The organism is Streptomyces hygroscopicus subsp. hygroscopicus (assembly GCF_001553455.1).
GTDB classification, from domain to species: Bacteria; Actinomycetota; Actinomycetes; order Streptomycetales; family Streptomycetaceae; genus Streptomyces; species Streptomyces hygroscopicus.
Map to the genome: position 1 here is coordinate 15361 of NZ_BBOX01000341.1, position 15954 is coordinate 31314.

Annotated in this window: 13 protein-coding genes and 1 pseudogene; 3 read left to right on the top strand and 11 right to left on the bottom strand. The window is 73.1% G+C overall.

Translation table 11 applies throughout. The features are described from left to right. The first annotated feature begins 63 nt into the window (after positions 1–63). Together AXW62_RS30360 and AXW62_RS30365 are read left to right on the top strand one after the other, a co-directional pair. Entirely contained in the window at positions 64–1608 is a 1545-nt protein-coding gene (locus AXW62_RS30360; RefSeq protein WP_060947331.1) for an MFS transporter, read from the top strand. 400 nt (positions 1609–2008) lie between these two features. Beyond that, positions 2009–2758 (top strand): hypothetical protein, encoded by a 750-nt coding sequence (locus AXW62_RS30365; protein WP_060947332.1) that lies wholly within the window; start codon positions 2009–2011, stop codon positions 2756–2758. A 401-nt stretch (positions 2759–3159) separates the two neighbouring features. Here the strand turns inward: AXW62_RS30365 and AXW62_RS30370 are convergent, their stop codons facing one another. The 8 genes from AXW62_RS30370 to AXW62_RS30405 form a co-directional block, all read right to left on the bottom strand. Continuing rightward, positions 3160–3888, bottom strand: a complete 729-nt coding sequence (locus AXW62_RS30370) for an ABC transporter permease subunit (RefSeq protein ID WP_060947333.1) — start codon at positions 3886–3888, stop codon at positions 3160–3162. Between the two features lie 15 nt (positions 3889–3903). Then, the gene (locus tag AXW62_RS30375; RefSeq protein WP_030830170.1) at positions 3904–4830 is read right to left on the bottom strand and encodes an ABC transporter ATP-binding protein; all 927 of its coding nucleotides are present in this window, start codon (positions 4828–4830) and stop codon (positions 3904–3906) included. Next, positions 4827–5726, bottom strand: coding sequence for an ABC transporter permease (locus AXW62_RS30380; RefSeq protein WP_060947334.1), 900 nt, complete (start codon positions 5724–5726; stop codon positions 4827–4829). The genes AXW62_RS30375 and AXW62_RS30380 overlap by 4 nt, the downstream gene beginning before the upstream one ends. Further along, positions 5716–6777, bottom strand: a complete 1062-nt coding sequence (locus AXW62_RS30385) for an ABC transporter ATP-binding protein (protein WP_079115878.1) — start codon at positions 6775–6777, stop codon at positions 5716–5718. Before AXW62_RS30385 ends, AXW62_RS30380 begins: the two co-directional genes overlap by 11 nt. A 110-nt stretch (positions 6778–6887) precedes the next feature. After that, positions 6888–7451, bottom strand: coding sequence for a hypothetical protein (locus AXW62_RS30390; protein ID WP_060947336.1), 564 nt, complete (start codon positions 7449–7451; stop codon positions 6888–6890). 325 nt (positions 7452–7776) lie between these two features. Then, positions 7777–8361: a PspA-associated protein PspAB gene (gene pspAB / locus AXW62_RS30395; protein WP_030830181.1), complete on the bottom strand. Its 585-nt coding sequence runs from the start codon at positions 8359–8361 to the stop codon at positions 7777–7779. 3 nt (positions 8362–8364) lie between these two features. Then, positions 8365–9273 carry a zinc metalloprotease HtpX gene (gene htpX / locus AXW62_RS30400; protein ID WP_030830183.1) on the bottom strand — a complete coding sequence of 303 codons (909 nt, stop codon included), beginning with the start codon at positions 9271–9273 and terminating at the stop codon, positions 8365–8367. A 74-nt stretch (positions 9274–9347) separates the two neighbouring features. After that, positions 9348–10253: an LLM class flavin-dependent oxidoreductase gene (locus tag AXW62_RS30405; RefSeq protein ID WP_060947337.1), complete on the bottom strand. Its 906-nt coding sequence runs from the start codon at positions 10251–10253 to the stop codon at positions 9348–9350. A gap of 362 nt (positions 10254–10615) precedes the next feature. On the opposite strand from AXW62_RS30405, the gene AXW62_RS30410 reads away from it, so the two are divergent. Next, entirely contained in the window at positions 10616–11497 is an 882-nt protein-coding gene (locus AXW62_RS30410) for an HAD hydrolase family protein (protein ID WP_060947338.1), read from the top strand. A 68-nt stretch (positions 11498–11565) separates the two neighbouring features. On the opposite strand, the gene AXW62_RS44935 is transcribed toward AXW62_RS30410, so the two are convergent. From AXW62_RS44935 to AXW62_RS30425, 3 genes and pseudogenes are all read right to left on the bottom strand, one after another. Further along, complete coding sequence (locus AXW62_RS44935; RefSeq protein WP_060947339.1) at positions 11566–12405, bottom strand: hypothetical protein; 840 nt, start codon at positions 12403–12405, stop codon at positions 11566–11568. 726 nt (positions 12406–13131) lie between these two features. Then, positions 13132–14814: a GAF domain-containing sensor histidine kinase gene (locus AXW62_RS30420; protein WP_060947340.1), complete on the bottom strand. Its 1683-nt coding sequence runs from the start codon at positions 14812–14814 to the stop codon at positions 13132–13134. A gap of 45 nt (positions 14815–14859) precedes the next feature. Beyond that, positions 14860–15639: pseudogene (locus tag AXW62_RS30425) on the bottom strand (ATP-binding cassette domain-containing protein); the annotation flags it as partial. Positions 15640–15954: the final 315 nt, after the last annotated feature.

Here is a 15954-nt window from a genome sequence, read left to right on the forward strand (position 1 = left end):
GGACCGGCCTCGGGGCCGGTCCTCGCTCCCTTGTCGAGATGTATTGAGGTCTTGGAGTCAGTCATGCGCAGGTCATGGTGGCCGCTCGCCGCCATCACGCTCGGCAATTTCATGCTGTTGATAGACGTCACCATCGTGAACACCGCGCTGCCGCAGGTGGCACGGGGTCTGGACGCGTCCTTCAGCTCCCTCCAGTGGGTGATGGACATCTACGCGCTGGCCCTCGCCGCGCTGCTGATGGTGGCCGGTTCGGCGGCCGATCTCTTCGGGCGGCGACGGCTGTATCTGGTCGGCCTCGCGGTGTTCGCGGTCTCCTCCCTGGTCTGCGGCCTGGCACCGGACGCCGGGGTGCTGATCGCGGCCCGCGCCGTCCAGGGGGCGGGCGCGGCGGCCATGTTCGCCACCAACACCCCGCTGCTGATGGCCACCTACTCCGGACGCGACCGCGGTATCGCCTTCGGGGTGTGGGGCGGAACGAGCGGGGCGGCCGCGGCGGTCGGCCCGGTGCTGGGCGGGGTGCTGACCGAGTACGTCGACTGGCGCGCCATCTTCCTGGTCAATCTGCCGCTGACGGCGATCGCGGTGTGGATCACGATGCGTTCGATCGACGAGTCGCGCGGTGTGCCGGGCGTACGCATCGACTGGCCGGGCGCCGCCTCGTTCACGGTGTGCGCCGGGGCGCTGACGTACGGGCTGATGCGCGGCGGTGAGGAGGGCTGGGCCGAGCCCGGTACGGTCATCGCGCTGGTGGCGGCCGCGATCGCGCTGCTCGCCTTCGTCGCGGCGGAACGCGGGAAGCGGCAGCCGCTGCTGGATCTCGGGCTGCTGCGCCGCCCGACGTTCGCGGTGCTGATGGCGGCGGCACTGCTGCTGCAGGCCGCGGCCTTCCCCTACCTCACCTACGCCGGACTGTGGCTGCAGTCGGTGCTGGGCATGAGCCCGGTGCAGGCGGGGCTCGCGGTGACGCCCATGGCGGGCGTCTCCCTGGTCGTCGGCGCGGCGGGCGGACGGCTGCTGGACCGGGTCGCCCCCGGGCGGGCGCTCGGCGGCGGACTGCTGCTGGTGGGCGCCGGCGCGCTGGTCAACGCGGCGATGGTGACCCCGGACACGGACTGGACGGCCTTCGTCCCGGGCCTGGCACTGGCCGGACTGGGCATCGGCATGGCCATGCCGGTACTGGTCTCGGCGGCCCTCGGCTCGGCCCCGCCGGAGCGGGCGGGCATGGCCAGCGGCGCGGTGAACACCTTCCGACAGCTGGGCTACGCACTGGGGATCGCCGTCCTGGGCACGGTGTTCGCGACGCGGGTGCGGGACGTGGTCGACGGCAGCGGCACGGTCCCGGCCCGGGCCGCCGGACAGGCCGCCGAGGCCATCAGCGGCGGCCACGCCGACGCCGTCGTCGCCGCCGCCCCACCGGCCCGGGCGGACGCGGCGCGAGCGCTGGTCCACGAGTCGTTCGCGGCCGGGCTCGACCGCATCTGCGTGATCGCCGGTGTCGCGGCCCTGGCGGCGGGCCTGCTGGTGCTGGCCGTCGTCCGGGGCGGCCCCGGCGGTACGGCCCCGAAGCCGAGCGCCGAGAAGGCCCCGGCGGAGCCGGTCCACATCTGAGCCGCGGTTCACGCGAGACATCCGAGACACACAGGGGCGGGCGCCCGAGACGGCGCCCGCCCTTCGCGGTGCGCGGCGTGGGGTCCATCGAAGCGCGCGGCGTGGGGCCCGTCGACGCGCCCTGTGCGAGGTCCAACGACGCGTGCCGTGCGCGAGCCGTCAACACGCGCGGCCCGAGTGACCCTCCCGCGGTCGGATCGTTCTTCCTTATACGCGTTATGCGCGGAGGCAACGCGAGCTGGAGCCTCGGCCGGGCGACGGATCGACGGGCAGCGATGTCACGGCGGTTGGGTCCGAAAGAGGTTGGCAGCCTCCGCTCCTGGTCCCTGGATACGGACGGCCTGGCCCCTGGCTGGTGGGGCGTGACCATCACCTGAAATCCACACCGGAAGGCAGACCTATGCCACCTGAGACCGCACTGCTGGAGTCGCGCACGCTGCGCGACAGTGTCATCGAACGGACGGACGTCCTCGACAAGGTCAAGATCCTGACCATGCTGCCCGATGGGCTGCATATCACCACCCGCATGGTCGCGGAGTACTTCGAGGTTGGGGAAGAAGCCGTCAAGAGTCTGGCCAAACGCCACCGGGAGGAGTTCCACAGCAACGGGATGCATATCCTCCGAGGCCCTGACCTGCACGCCTTTCATAGGTCCACAATGGACCTATGGGAGCGGAGTTATCCACAGGCCATCACCCAGCTCACCCTCTACCCCCGCCGCGCCGTCCTCAACGTCGCCATGCTGCTTCGGGACAGCGATATCGCCAGGCGGGTACGCACCTACCTCCTCGATGTCGAGGAGTCGGCCCGGAGCGGTTCGGAAGCCGGAACGGAGCAGCTCCCGCTCGAACAGATCCTCACCGAGCGGATGCTGGCCGGGCCGATCGGCAGCCGCCTCGACGCCGTCGAGGCGTGCCTGGCGGACGTCGGCTCCACACTGCGGGAGCTGGCTCCGTGGATGGCCAGGGTCTCCGCCCGGCTGGACGGCATGGACCGGCGGCTCGACGCGCACGGACGGGTCATCTGCGCCATGAGCGAGCGGCTCTGCGATCTCGGTGAGGACATGACCGAGGTCCGCAGGGATGTCGCCACGCTCAAGGCCGAGGCGGCCCAGCGGCGGGCGCGGCGCACCAAGCGGCGGCGCGGGTAGCCGCGGGTAGCGCCCTGGACAAGGCGAACGCGGCCCCCGGACACCGCGCGGCGGCGGCCGTCACGACGACCGCCGCCACCGCGGAGACGTTCGGTGGCCGCTCCGCCGTCCCGGCACGGTGGCGGCCATAAGGCGCGCATGAAGCCCAGGGAGGCGCCGGATGTCCCCGCGCGAGTCCCGGGGGCGGAGGCTCGCGCGGGGGATCACTCCTGCTCCGCCCGGGAGTCAGCCGGGCGGGTAACGCCTCCCCCGCGAGGGGCCCCCTCCTTGAGGGCCCGCCGGGTCACTCCTCCCCGCGCACATCAGGCGGGGCGCCGCCGCCTCGCGAGGCCCCGGCGGGTCACTCCTCGCCCGCGAGGGTCAGCGATCCCAAACTGGTGGCCGCCACCGTGGTCCAGCGGTCACTCCTCGCCCGCGAGGGTCAGCGAGCGCAGCTTGCGGGCCGCGTACCAGGTCGCCGCCACGGTCACGGCCAGCAGCAGGATGACGCCGGTCGCCAGGCCGACGTCGGACGAGATCACATCGCCGTCCGCGACCTTCTGCCCGAGCGCCAGCGCCCACTGCTGGACGCTGAGTTTGCGGGCCCCGGCCACCAGGTTGCCGAAGAAGGTCTCCCACACCAGGGCGTAGACCAGCCCGGCGATCACCGCGTGACGGGTCACGGTGCCCAGCAGCAGGAAGATCGCGCTGTAGGCGACCGAGGCCACGGCGGCGGCGACGGCGTAGCCGACCGCCAGCTGATTCGCGTTGCCGTTGAGCAGGAAGCCCGCGAGCAGGGTGGGGATCGCGGAGAAGGCGACCGTGACGCCGATCGCCACGGCCAGCTTGGTGATGATGATCGTCGGCCGCTTCACCGGCTTGGCGAGCAGATAGATGACCGAGCCGTCGTCGATCTCCGGGCCGATGGCGCCCGTACCGGCGATCACGCCGATCAGCGGGACCATGGTGGCCATCGCGAAGCCGCCGAGGATCGCGTCGGCCGTGTCGTCACCCGCCCCGGTCAGCAGCCGTACGGCGAGCGAGATCACCAGCAGCAGACCGGGGAGTGTGAAGAGGATCAGCGCCCGGCGGCGGCCGAGCAGGGCCCGGTAGGTGAGCCGCGCCACGGTGGGGTGGTAGAGCGAGGACATCGCTGTGGGCTCCTTTCAGGCCGCGACGAGGTAGGAGAAGACGCTCTCCAGGGACTCGTCGGAGGGCGAGACCGTGAGGAGCCGGATGCCCTGGTCGCGGGCGACCCGGGGCAGCAGTTCGGTGAAGCGGGCGAAGTCGACCGCCTGGATGTGCAGTCCGCCGTCGGCGCCGGTGCTCGTGTCGACCTCGATACCGCTGGTCGACGGGTCGGCGATCAGGGCGGCCGCGAGCGCGCGGTCGTCGCTGGACCGGATGAGATAGCGGTGCGGACGGTCCGTCATCAGCCGGCGGATCTTGCGGAAGTCGCCGGAGGCGGCGTGCCGGCCCGCGACGATCACCTCGATATGCGACGCCAGCTGCTCGACCTCCTCGAGGATGTGCGAGGAGAACAGCACGGTGCGGCCCTCCGCGCCCATGCGCCGCAGCAGCTCCATGAGCTGCATCCGCTGCCGCGGGTCCATGCCGTTGAACGGCTCGTCCAGAAGGAGCACCGACGGCTCGTGCACCAGCGCGGAGGCCATCTTCACGCGCTGCCGCATGCCCTTGCTGTACGTGGCGATCTTCCGGGAGCCCGCGTAGTCCATCTCGACCGTTTCGAGCGCCTTACGGGCGGCGGCGCGCGGATCGGGCAGCCCGTGCAGCTCGGCGTTGGCGATCACGAACTCACGGCCGGTGAGGAAGTCGTACATCGCCTCCCGCTCGGGGACGACGCCGATGTGGCGGTATGCCTGCTCATTGCGCCAGATCGGGGCGCCGTCGAGGGTCACCGACCCGGTGGAGGGGGCCAGGAATCCGCCCATCATGTTGATGAGGGTGGACTTGCCGGCGCCGTTGGGGCCGAGCAGCCCGGTGACACCGGGGCCGATGTCCATGGTCACGTCGTTGACGGCCACGACGTTCCCGAACCAGCGGGAGACGTTGTCGATGGCGATCGTGGTCACAGGCCGACCTTTCGGTAGCGGCGCATCAGCAGCCCGTACGAGCCGGCGATCAGGCCGAGGAGAACGAGGACGTAGACGAGCCCGGTCCCGGTGCCGGGGCCGACCCCGCCGGGGAAGGAGGAGGAGGCACCGAGGAACGCCGTCTGCACCCCGTCGATGATGGTGATCGGCGAGAACAGCCCGATCCAGCTCACCGAGCCGGTGTTGGCCTGGTCCCAGGCGATGGCCTGGACGGCGGACACCGCACCGTAGGAGATGGTCAGCAGGGCGATGACGGCGGCGACGCCGAAGCCGCGGCGCGGGGTGAGCGCGGCGACGACCAGGCTGATGCCGGCGAACAGGAGCGAGAGCAGAGCCACGGAGACCAGTCCTTGTGCGAAGCCCTTCGTCTGATCGGCGAAGTCCAGCTTGGCGAGCAGTGCCCCGGCGTAGAGGATCAGCAGGGGCGCGCCGGTGAGGATGAAGAGGGCGGAGGCCATGGCGGCGAACTTGGCCACCACGTAGTCCATCGTTTCGATGGGTCGCGAGAAGTAGAGCGGAACCGTCTTGAAGCGGAGGTCCCGGGAGACGGACTGCGGCGCCTGGGAGGCGGTGTAGAGGCCGATGACGGCCTGCAGCATGATCGCGTAGCGGGTGTACTTGACGGGCAGCTGGTCCACGTTGGTGGCGATGGCCACCGCGACGATGATCGCGGCGGGCATGCACATCACAGCGAACAGCAGCATCGGCGCGACCTTGGACTTCGCCGAGCGGCCGAGGCCGTAGGCGCCGCGCAGGCTCTGCGAGAAGAGCGAGCGCCGGGCGTAGGCGCGGCCGAGGCGCGGGCCCTCGTAGTGGCGGTAGCCGATGTTGTGAATGACGTCGGCGCGCTGCTGGGTCACGGTCTCAGGCGGCATCGACGGCACCTCCCTTCCCGTATGCGCTTCCGCTGGCCGGTCCGCCGGACCCGGTCGTCCCGCCCAGGGCGTCCGGGTCGTCGTCGGACCGGAAGATCTCCGCGATGCGGTGGCGGCGCTGCTCCATGCGGACCAGGCCGAGGCCGAGGCCGACGATGGCGTCGCGGACCGTGTCGTACGTCTCCTCGCCCGCGACGTCGACCAGCAGCACATGGTCGGAGCCGGGCGCCCCGTCGGCGCCGCGGCCGGCGGGCTGGACGGTGAGCCCGGCCCGGTCGAGGGCGGTGCGCAGCGCCGTGGTGCCGTCCGGGTGGTCGGCGGTGTCGGTCACCTCGACCGCGAGCGAGGCCGTCGCCTGGGTGAAGTCGCTGGTGGAGCTGGAGCGGAGCAGCTTGCCGCCGTCGATGACCACGACGTGGTCGCAGGTGCGCTCCAGTTCACCGAGCAGATGCGAGGTGACCAGGACCGAGATGCCGAAGTCGGTGTGGACGCGGCGGATCAGGCCGAGCATCTCGTCGCGGCCGACCGGGTCCAGTCCGTTGGTCGGCTCGTCCAGCAGCACCAGGCGCGGATCGTGCACCAGCGCCTGGGCGAGCTTGACCCGCTGTTTCATGCCCGTGGAGTAGCCGCCCATGGGGCGGTACCGCTCCTCGTACAGCCCGACGTGGCGCAGCGTGTCGGCGGTGCGCTCCCGGGCGGCGGACGGCGGCAGCCCGGACATGCGCGCCATGTGGACGACGAACTCGGTCGCCGAGACATCGGGCGGCAGGCAATCGTGCTCGGGCATGTAGCCGACGCTTTCGCGGATGGCGCTGCCGTCCTTGGCCACGTCGAGACCGAGCACGGTGGCGCGACCCTCGCTGGCGGGCGACAGCCCGAGCAGAATCTTGATCAGCGTGGACTTACCGGCGCCGTTGGCACCCACCAGGCCGGTGACGCCCGGTGCGATGTCGACGGAGAGCCGGTCGAGCGCGGTGACGCGGGGGAACCGCTTGCTCAGGCTTTCGGTGGCGATCACAGTCACGCGTTCGACGGTAGTGGTGTGAGGCACGGCCGACGTCACTCCTGACGATGGGATTCGTCTAGTCCTCGGGTCTGACGCGCCCGTAGGGGACGGGCCCCGACCGGAGGGGGTTACCCACGGTATCCACAGGCGGCGGGCTAGGCCCGGTGTGCCGCCGGGGCGAGCCGGGCCCGGGCCCGCTCCGGGTACCAGGCGGTGAACAGGGCCGGCAGAACGAACCCGGCGAACTGCACCGCCAGCGCCGCCACACTGCCCAGACCGGCGGACACCACCACGACCAGGGCCGCGGCGGAGAGGGTGAAGGCCGTGGACCAGGCCGCGGTGATCACCACGTTGATCCGTTTGAACACCTGGGTGTGCCAGACCTCGGGCGGTGCCTGGCGCCGGGCGATACCGGTGGTGAAGGGATGCCCCACGGCGAGCGTCGTCCAGGCGGTGACCGCGAGCCAGCTCAGCGCCAGCGCCCCGACGTAGTCCTTGAGCCCGCTGCCGGGCCGGGCGAAGGCCCAGGCCGTCAGCGCGGCGAAGAAGGCGACCGTGCTGTATTCGAGGATGAGCGCGTCGGCGGCCGCGCCCGCCTTGCGGGCCCGCACCAGCATCGCGCCGCCCAGCACCAATCCGGCCAGGGCGCCCCACTGCCAGCCGAGCGTCGACACGACCGCGAGGGCGATCCATGGGATGAAGCCGCGCAAGTAGTTCATTCGACCCTCCCCCGGGCGTCAGGTCACCTGGCCGAACGCAGGTCACCTTCCGAACGTGCGATGGTGAAGGTAGAAGGTGCCCCGCGAGGCCGATCCCATGCCCGGCCACCCGCCCGGCCGGTGGGTTTCCTCTCCCGGGGGCGTCCCTCCGGTGGGCGGTTCCGGCGTCCTCCGGGCGCTCGCCAAGGGTTCGGTACGTCTCCCAGCCGCACCCGGGCGTCTCGCGGACATCGAGCCAGCCGTCCCCGGGCGTCTCCCAGGCAGTCCCCTCCCCTCGGCGGAGGCGGCCGTTACGGCCGGGCGCGGCTCAGAGACCCGGCGCGGCTCAGAGGCCCGGTGCGCCCCAGACCGGGAACCAGCGGCTCAGATCCTCCTCGATCCGCAGATCGTCCCCGAGCAGCGCCCGCACCTGGAGCTCCAGCGCGTTGTCCCGCTTCTCCGCGGCGCCCGGCAGCGGCGCGAAGGGGTAGAAGGTGCCGCGCTTGTAGAGGTACACCAGCGCGAGCGGACGCCCCGCCGGGTCCTGGAAGCCGATCAGCGAGCACAGCAGCTGAGGGCCGAACCCCCCGTCCTGGAGCAGCGAATTGACCGCGTGGAGGTCGTTCACCAGGGCCGCCACATCGTCCGGCGGCTGACGGGCCAGCAGCCAGGTGTAGCCGTACGCGTCCTGGCTGAACTCCACGGGCACCCCGCCCCGGTCGGTGTCCGCGTCCAGCAGCTCCCGCACGTCCCGCTGGAGCTGGGTGAAGGCGCCGCCCTCCACGCTCGCGAAGCAGACCGATCCCCGCCCGGTCGGGGTGAACCCCGTCCCCGCCTCCAGGCTGACCGCGGCCCCGGGCAGCCCGAAGAGCCGGTCGAGGTCGGGGCGCACCGGCTTGCTGCGGCCCAGGATGGCGTCCCAGAACCCCACGCCTCAGCTCCTTCCCGCCTGGCCCAGCTGGGCGGATACGCGGGCGAGCTGCTCGAGCCGCCGCTCCAGCGTCGGATGCGAGGAGAACAGCAGGCTGACGCTCTCCCCAGAGAGCGCGGGGGCGAAGAAGAAGGCGTTGAACGGCTCGACCTTGCGCAGGTCCCGGGTCGGGATCCGGGCCATCTGCCCGGTCACCTTGGTCAGCGCGGCGGCGAGCGCCGAGGGCCGCCCGGTCAGCAGCGCACCGGCGCGGTCGGCGGACAGCTCGCGGTAGCGGGACAGCAGCCGGGTCAGCAGGAAGCTGATCACGTAGACCACGGCGGCCACCAGCGGAATGAGCAGCACCGCGATGCCCGCGTTGTTGTTGCGGCTGCCACGGCTGAGCCCGCCCCACAGCGCCGCGCGGGTCATGATGCCCGCCAGGACGCCGAGGAAGGAGGCGATGGTCATGACCGCCACATCGCGGTGCGCCACATGCGAGAGCTCATGGGCGAGAACGCCCTCCAGCTCCTCCGGCTCCAGCCGCCGCAGCAGCCCCGTGGTGGCGCACACCAGCGCGTTCCGCTGGTTTCGGCCGGTGGCGAAGGCGTTCGGCACATCGGTGTCGGCGATGGCCACCCGTGGTTTGGGCATGTCCGCGAGGGCACACAGCCGGTCCACCGCGCCGTGCAGCTCGGGCGCCTGCTGCGGGGTGACCTCCCGGGCGCCCATGCTGAACGCCGCGATCCGGTCGCTGAACCAGAACTGCGCCACGAACAGCCCTCCCGCGATGATCACGATCAGCGGCCAGGCGCCCTTGAACAGCGCGAGCAGCACGCCGATGAAGACCACGTAGAGCAGCCCGATGAAGAACATCGTCGTGACCATGCGGGCGGTCAGCCCCCGGTCAGGGGCGTAGCGGGTATGCGGCATGGGAGACCTCCCCACTGGCGGCACCAAAGCCTCTATACCCGATTCTGCCGCTTACCGGTATGGAACAGTGCTTATCAGGCGATCTGTGCCGCTCCCTCCGTGGCGATCTTCTCGAAGACGTCGAGGTCGGCCGCGAAGACCGAGCCGGGGATCGGCCAGTGCAGCACGATCTCGTCGATGCCCAGCTCGGCATGGCGCCCGGCGAAGTCCACGAAGGCGTCCACCGAACTCAGCGGCCGACCGGCGTCCGGGGTGAAGCCGGTGAGCAGGATCCGGTCGAGGTCGTCGGGGCCCCGCCCGTCCGCCTCGCACGCCTCGCCCAGCCGCGCGATCTGACCGCCGATGGCGGCCAGCGAATCGGCCGGGGTGCCCGTCTCGGAAATCTTCGGATCGCCCGTGGTCACCCACGCCTGGCCGTACCGCGCCGCGAGCCGCATCCCGCGCGGACCGGTGGCGGCCACCGCGAACGGAATGCGCGGACGCTGCACACAGCCGGGTATGTTGCGCACCTCGTGCGCGCTGTAGTGCGTGCCCTCGTACGTCACCACGTCATGCGTCAGCAGCCGGTCGAGCAGCGCGACGAACTCGCCGAACCGGTCCGCCCGCTCCCGCGGCGACCACGGCTCCTCGCCGCCGCGCAGCAGCGCCGTCGCGTCGAAGCCGGAGCCGCCCGCGCCGATGCCGAGCCCGATCCGCCCGCCGGACACATCGTCCAGCGTGATCAGCTCCTTGGCCAGCGTCACCGGATGCCGGAAGTTCGGGGAGGTGACCATGGTGCCCAGCCGCAGCCGCGACGTCGCCGCCGCGGCCGCTGTCAGCGTGGGCACCGCCCCGAACCAGGGTCCGTCGCGAAAACTGCGCCAGGACAGATGGTCGTAGGTGTACGCGGCGTGGAAGCCCAGTTCCTCGGCGCGCTGCCATATCTCCCGGCCGCCCTCGGCCCAGCGGTGGACGGGCAGGATCACGGTGCTCACTCGCATACCGGGAGCCTAAGCGGTGGGTGTGACAACTGTGACAGCGCGTACCCTCCATCTCCCGACTGCGGTACGGCCCCCGGATGCGGTGCCGTACCCGGGACGGGCCTGGGGTACGGAGCCGTACCCGGGACGGGCCTGGGGTGCGGGGCCGTACCCGGGACGTACCCGGGACGCGGGACTGTACCCGGGACGTACCCGGGACACGGGACGGGCCTGGGGTGCGGGGCCAAGCCCGGGACGTGCCCGGGATGCCGTGCCGAGCCCGGGACGTGCCCGGGATGCCGTGCCGAGCCCGGGGTGCGGTGCCGTACTCGCACCCGCACCCACGCACCGGCCCCTCACCGAGGAGCGGCATATGCGGGAGGATGGTTGCCGTGACTCCTGCGACCGAGCGGCCGAACGCCCCGGCCACCGAGCGTTCCCGGCCCGCCCCGCCCCGGCCCCGGCTGATCGCCACCGACCTCGACGGCACCCTGCTGCGGGACGACAAGACGGTCTCCGACCGCACCGTCGCCGCGCTCGCGGCGGCCGAGCGGGCGGGTATCGAGGTGTTCTTCGTCACCGGTCGCCCGGCCCGCTGGATGGATGTCGTCAGCGACCATGTGCACGGCCACGGCCTGGCGATCTGCGCCAACGGCGCCGCCGTGGTCGATCTGCACCAGGGCGGGCTGCCGATAGAGGTCCGCCCGCTCGCCGCCGACCGGGCCCTCGCCGTCGTGGAGACGCTGCGGGAGGCGGCCCCCGGAACGTCCTTCGCGGTCGAGCGCAGCGGCGGGATCTTCTACGAACCGCAGTACCCGCCCCTCCACCTCGACCCGGGCGCGATCATCGCCCCCGCCGAGAAGCTGCTCCACGACGGATTCGCCCACGCCGGCACGCCGGTTCTCAAGCTGCTCGCCCACCACCGCGAACTCGCGCCCGACGCCTTCCTCCAGCTGGCCCGCTCGGTGGCCGGGGCATACGGCGACTTCACCCGCTCCAGCCCCTCCGCCCTGCTGGAGGTCAGCGGTCGCGGGGTCAGCAAGGCCAGCACCCTGGCCCGGTGCTGCGCCCAGCGCGGGATCTCCGCCGAGGAGGTCATGGCGTTCGGGGACATGCCCAACGACCTGGAGATGCTGATGTGGGCGGGCACCTCGTACGCGATGGCCAACGCCCACCCGGATGTGCTCGCCGCGACCTCCCACCGCACGGGTGCCAACACTGAGGACGGCGTCGCCGCCGTCATCGAGCGGATCCTGGCACGGTGAGCGGTCAGCCACCGCCTCCGGCCGCGCGGCCGGAGGCGGTGGCTGACCGGATTCAGCAGAAGCCCGGCTTACCAGAAGACGACGAGGTAGCCGTTGCCGCCACCGGTGCCGTTGCCGCCCCGGCCTCCGGCGGTACCGCCAACACCGGCGGCACCCCCTCCGCCGCCGTTGCCGCCCTCGCTGCTGTTCGTCGGCGGCAGCTGGACGATGCCGTCGACCGCGTCACCGCCCTCGCCGCCGCCGAGGACGCCGGACTCGCCGTTCTCACCGGTCCGGTTGACCGCATAGATGCTGTTGCAGTTGCTGCCGGTGCCGCCGGTGCCCGCAGTTCCCGGGGTGCCCGGGGCGGTCGTGGCGCCGCCCCCACCGCCACCACCGCCACCGCCGGTCGCGGTGAGCTCGGTCCCGCTGATGGAGGCCAGCGTCGTCGCGGTGCCGTTCCCTCCGGCCGTACCTGCGGTTCCAGCCGCGATCCCACCGGGGCCGCCGGTCCCGGCGGTCCCGCCGGTGCCCAGGTCCACCGCGTAGCTGGCGAACGGAGTGACCGGGAGCACGCACCACGTGAAACCGCCGGACCCGCCGCCACCACCGGGCCCGCCCACGTTGCTGCTGCTGCCACCGCCACCACCGCCGCCACCGCCGCCCGCGCCCCATGCCTGGATGTGCACCGAGGTGACCCCCGGGGGCGGCGTGAACGTACCGTCCGCGGTGAATTCCTGAACCCCGTGGATGACGGTCGGCGGCTTCGGCGGCTTCGGACGGCCGAAGCCGCCCGCGGGGTCATCCGCCTGAGCCGTGGGGGCCATGGTCAGCAACTGGCTGCCGACGGCGGCAGCCGCCGCGACGGAGGCGAAGAGGACCCGGCGGCGCGTCCGGGATCGCTTGGGAGTGGGACTGTGGCTGTTCACGTCATGACTTCCTTCCCCGCGTCGGGCCGAGAAGCTGTCGCGGAGTGCGATGGGACAGGAGAGGACCGAGCGGCCCACGAGGCTCATCCCACCGTCGGTCACCACACCCCGCACGCTGACGGGACGCTAGTTGGCCCGCGCAGGTGAGGCGTTGAGCCGGGCAGGCGACAACAGCCGCCCCGTAGCAAGGCGTCGGCCGGACCCCGACACCGTGGCGGCCATGCCAGAACCCCGGACCACGCACACCACCCAGGACACCGGGCCAGACCCCACACCACCATCTCAGCCACCCCCACGACACCGGTCACCCACGCACGCACCAGGCCAACGCGGCGTTGTGCCGGGCAGGCGACAACAGCCGCCCCGTAGCAAGGCGTCGGCCGGACCCCGACACCGTGGCGGCCATGCCAGAACCCCGGACCACGCACACCACCCAGCACACCGGACCAACCCCCACACCACCATCTCAGCCACCCCCACCACACCGGCCACCCACGCACGCACCAGGTCAGCCACGCAGAAACACCAGGTGAGCCATGCCTGACACCAGGTCAGCCGCCGCATCACCGCACGGGGGCCATCGCCCCACACCACCGCCCCGGCCACCCCACAACACCGAGCCACGCGCACCGTCGCCGCCGTCTCAGCCGTCGCCGCCGTCTCAGCCGCCGCGACCACGGCGGCGGCCACCGCCACGGTCCGTATCAGGCGACAGGCGCGCCCCCGTCAGCCGCCCTCTCCCCGCAGGGGCGCCTCCCACACCACCGCCGTACCGCGTCCGCCCTCGCCGAGGCCGGGGCCCACCGTGCTCGACCCGCCCAGCGCCTCCGCCCGTCGCACCAGGTTCGTCAGACCGCTGCGCCGTCCGCCCGCGGGGATGCCCACCCCGTCGTCCGCGACCGTCAGCCGCACCCCCGGCCGGCCGTCCGCGAGCCGCGCGGTCGCGTCCACGAGCACCTCGATCCGGTTCGCCCGTGCGTGCCGGAAGGCGTTGGACAGGGCCTCGCGCAGCGCCGCGACGAGATGGTCGCCGGTCACCGCGCCGACCCGGGAGTCCACCGGGCCCACGAAGGTCAGGGACGGCTGGAAGCCCAGCGGCACGGCGGCCGCCCCGACCTCCCGCAGCACCCGGCCGCGCAGCCCGGCCGGCGGCTGCGTCTCCGGCGGGGCGTGCTGCAGCGCGAACACCGCCGTCCGCACCTCCTGGACGGCGGCGCCCAGTTCCTCGGCGGCCCGCCCGATCAGCTCCCGCACCTCCGGCGCGTCCGACGTGCGCTCCGCGCTCTCCAGCACCATCCCGGCCGCGAAGAGCCGCTGGACAACGAGGTCGTGCAGATCGCGGGCGATCCGGTCGCGCTCCTCCAGGACCGCGCTCCGCTCCCGCTCGCGCTGTGCCTCGGCGAGCACCAGCGCGACCGCGGCCTGGGCCGCGAACTGGGCGGCCAGGGCGCGTTCGGTGGCGGTGAACGGCCGGGCGCCGCGCTCACGCGGGGTGGCCAGCACGCCGAGCACCCGGTCCCCGGTGCTCAGCGGCAGCAGCATGTCGGGCCCGTAGCGCCCCGGGGCACCGGTACCGAGCAGCGGATCGGCGGCCGGGTCGTCGATGAGGACCGGTCGCCCGGCCAGCAGCCCCGGCACATCCGGGGAGCGGGCCGGGAGCACCGCGCCGAGCAGCGCGGGCGGCTCCTCGGCGGCCACCGCCACGACCGTCAGCCCTTCGCCGCCGTCCTCCGGCAGCAGCACGATCCCGGCCGCCGCGTCCGCGAGTTCCCGGGCCTTTTCGGCGACCACGGCCGGGCCGTCCCCGGCGTCGCCGGACAGCAGCGCATGGGTGACGGCCACCGACCCCTCGATCCAGCGCTCACGCTGCCGGGCCGCCCCCTGGACGCGGGTGCGGCCGATGGCGATCCCCGCCTCGGTCGCCAGCACCTCGACCAGCTGCCGATCGGACGCGGTGAACGAACCGCCGCCCCGCTTCCCACCGAGACAGAGGGTGCCGAAGACCTCCTCCCCGACCCGGAGCGGGACGGTGAGACACAAGCCCTGCTGCCAGGGGGCCGGTGTCCGTGCGCCGGCGAGCAGCGCCGCGCAGCGCTCCCGGTCAGCCTCGGTCTCGCCGTAGGTGACCACATCGGTCAGGCCCTGCCCGCCGACGGCGTCCGCATCCGGTTCGCGCACCCCGATCCCGGCGCCGCGGGCGCCCACCAGCTCGGCCGCGGTGCGGACGATCCGGTCCAGGACGGTGTGCGGGTCCGGGACGGTGTGCGGGTCCGGCCCGGTACCGAGGGAGCGCATGGCCTCCAGCAGCCGCGGCAGCCGCGCCGTGAGCTCGGTGGACAGCCCCCGCGGACCGCGGATCGTCTCCGCGGCCAGGTCCATCGGGTCGGGGGAGGAGGCAGCGGCCGCCATGTCGTCGAGCCTAATGAATGCCGCAGGTGAACGCGGTGTTCCGGGCTATCCGTCGGCCGACTGCCCGGCGCCCACGAGGATGCCGCCCTCCGCGGCCTCGCGCTCCAGCATCCGGCGGAACGGCCCGTCCGCCGCGGCCAGTTCCCGGTAGGTCCCGCGCTGCACGGCCCGGCCCCCGTCGAGCACGATCACCTCGTCGACCGCGTCGAGGCCCGCCAGCCGGTGCGTGATCAGGACGGTGGTACGTCCCCGGGTCGCCGACAACAGGTCGGCCGTCAGGGCGTCGGCCGTGGGCAGGTCCAGATGCTCGGCCGGCTCGTCCAGCACCAGCACCGGGAAGTCCGCCAGCAGCGCGCGGGCCAGCGCCAGCCGCTGCCGCTGCCCGCCGGAGAGCCGTGCGCCCTGCTCGCCCACCAGCGTGTCCAGGCCGTCCGGCAGCCCGTCCACCCAGTCCAGCAACCGCGCCTCGGCCAGCGCCGCGCGAAGCTCGCCGTCGCTCGCGCCGGTGCGCGCCAGCCGCAGGTTCTCGCGCAGCGAGCTGTCGAAGACGTGCGCGTCCTGCGCGCAGAGACCGACGAGCCGCCGCACCGCGTCCCCGTCAAGCGCCGCGGCGTTCCGGCCCGCCAGGGTGTAGGTGCCACCCTCGAGGTCCAGGAACCGGAGCAGCACCTGGGCGAGGGTGGTCTTGCCGGCCCCCGACGGACCCACGACCGCGACCCGGTGCCCCGGCCGCAGCTCCAGACCGAATCCGTCCAGGGCGGGGGCGGCCTGCCCGGGGTGGCGGGCGATGATCCCACGCAGGACCAGCGGATACGGCGTGTCGGGCGGCTCCTCGCCCCACGTCTCCTCGCCATCCGCCTCGCCGCACCGCGCCTGGCCGCCGTGCGACCCTTCCCGCCGCCCCTGCCCGCCGCGCGGCTCCTCGCCCCACGCCTGGCAGCCGCCCGACTCCGCGCCCCGCGCCTGGCCGCCGAGCGGCTCCTCCCGCCGCCCTGCCCGCACCTCGGCTCCACGCCCCACGCCCGGCCGCCGCGCGGCTTCTCCCGCCGCCCCTGCCCGCCGCGCGGCTCCTCGCCCCACGCCTGGCCGGGCTCGCGCACCGGGAGCGGCTCGTCCATCACCTCGTACACCCGCTCCGCT

What these genes read in the sequence shown, in the direction of transcription:
- AXW62_RS30370 (WP_060947333.1), bottom strand. Translation starts at nt 3,888, where the DNA reads ATGTCCTCGCTCTACCACCCCACCGTGGCGCGGCTCACCTACCGGGCC.
- AXW62_RS30410 (WP_060947338.1), top strand. Translation starts at nt 10,616, where the DNA reads ATGGTTGCCGTGACTCCTGCGACCGAGCGGCCGAACGCCCCGGCCACC.
- htpX (WP_030830183.1), bottom strand. Translation starts at nt 9,273, where the DNA reads ATGCCGCATACCCGCTACGCCCCTGACCGGGGGCTGACCGCCCGCATG.
- AXW62_RS30405 (WP_060947337.1), bottom strand. Translation starts at nt 10,253, where the DNA reads ATGCGAGTGAGCACCGTGATCCTGCCCGTCCACCGCTGGGCCGAGGGC.
- AXW62_RS30420 (WP_060947340.1), bottom strand. Translation starts at nt 14,814, where the DNA reads ATGGCGGCCGCTGCCTCCTCCCCCGACCCGATGGACCTGGCCGCGGAG.
- AXW62_RS30365 (WP_060947332.1), top strand. Translation starts at nt 2,009, where the DNA reads ATGCCACCTGAGACCGCACTGCTGGAGTCGCGCACGCTGCGCGACAGT.
- AXW62_RS30360 (WP_060947331.1), top strand. Translation starts at nt 64, where the DNA reads ATGCGCAGGTCATGGTGGCCGCTCGCCGCCATCACGCTCGGCAATTTC.
- AXW62_RS30380 (WP_060947334.1), bottom strand. Translation starts at nt 5,726, where the DNA reads ATGCCGCCTGAGACCGTGACCCAGCAGCGCGCCGACGTCATTCACAAC.
- AXW62_RS30390 (WP_060947336.1), bottom strand. Translation starts at nt 7,451, where the DNA reads ATGAACTACTTGCGCGGCTTCATCCCATGGATCGCCCTCGCGGTCGTG.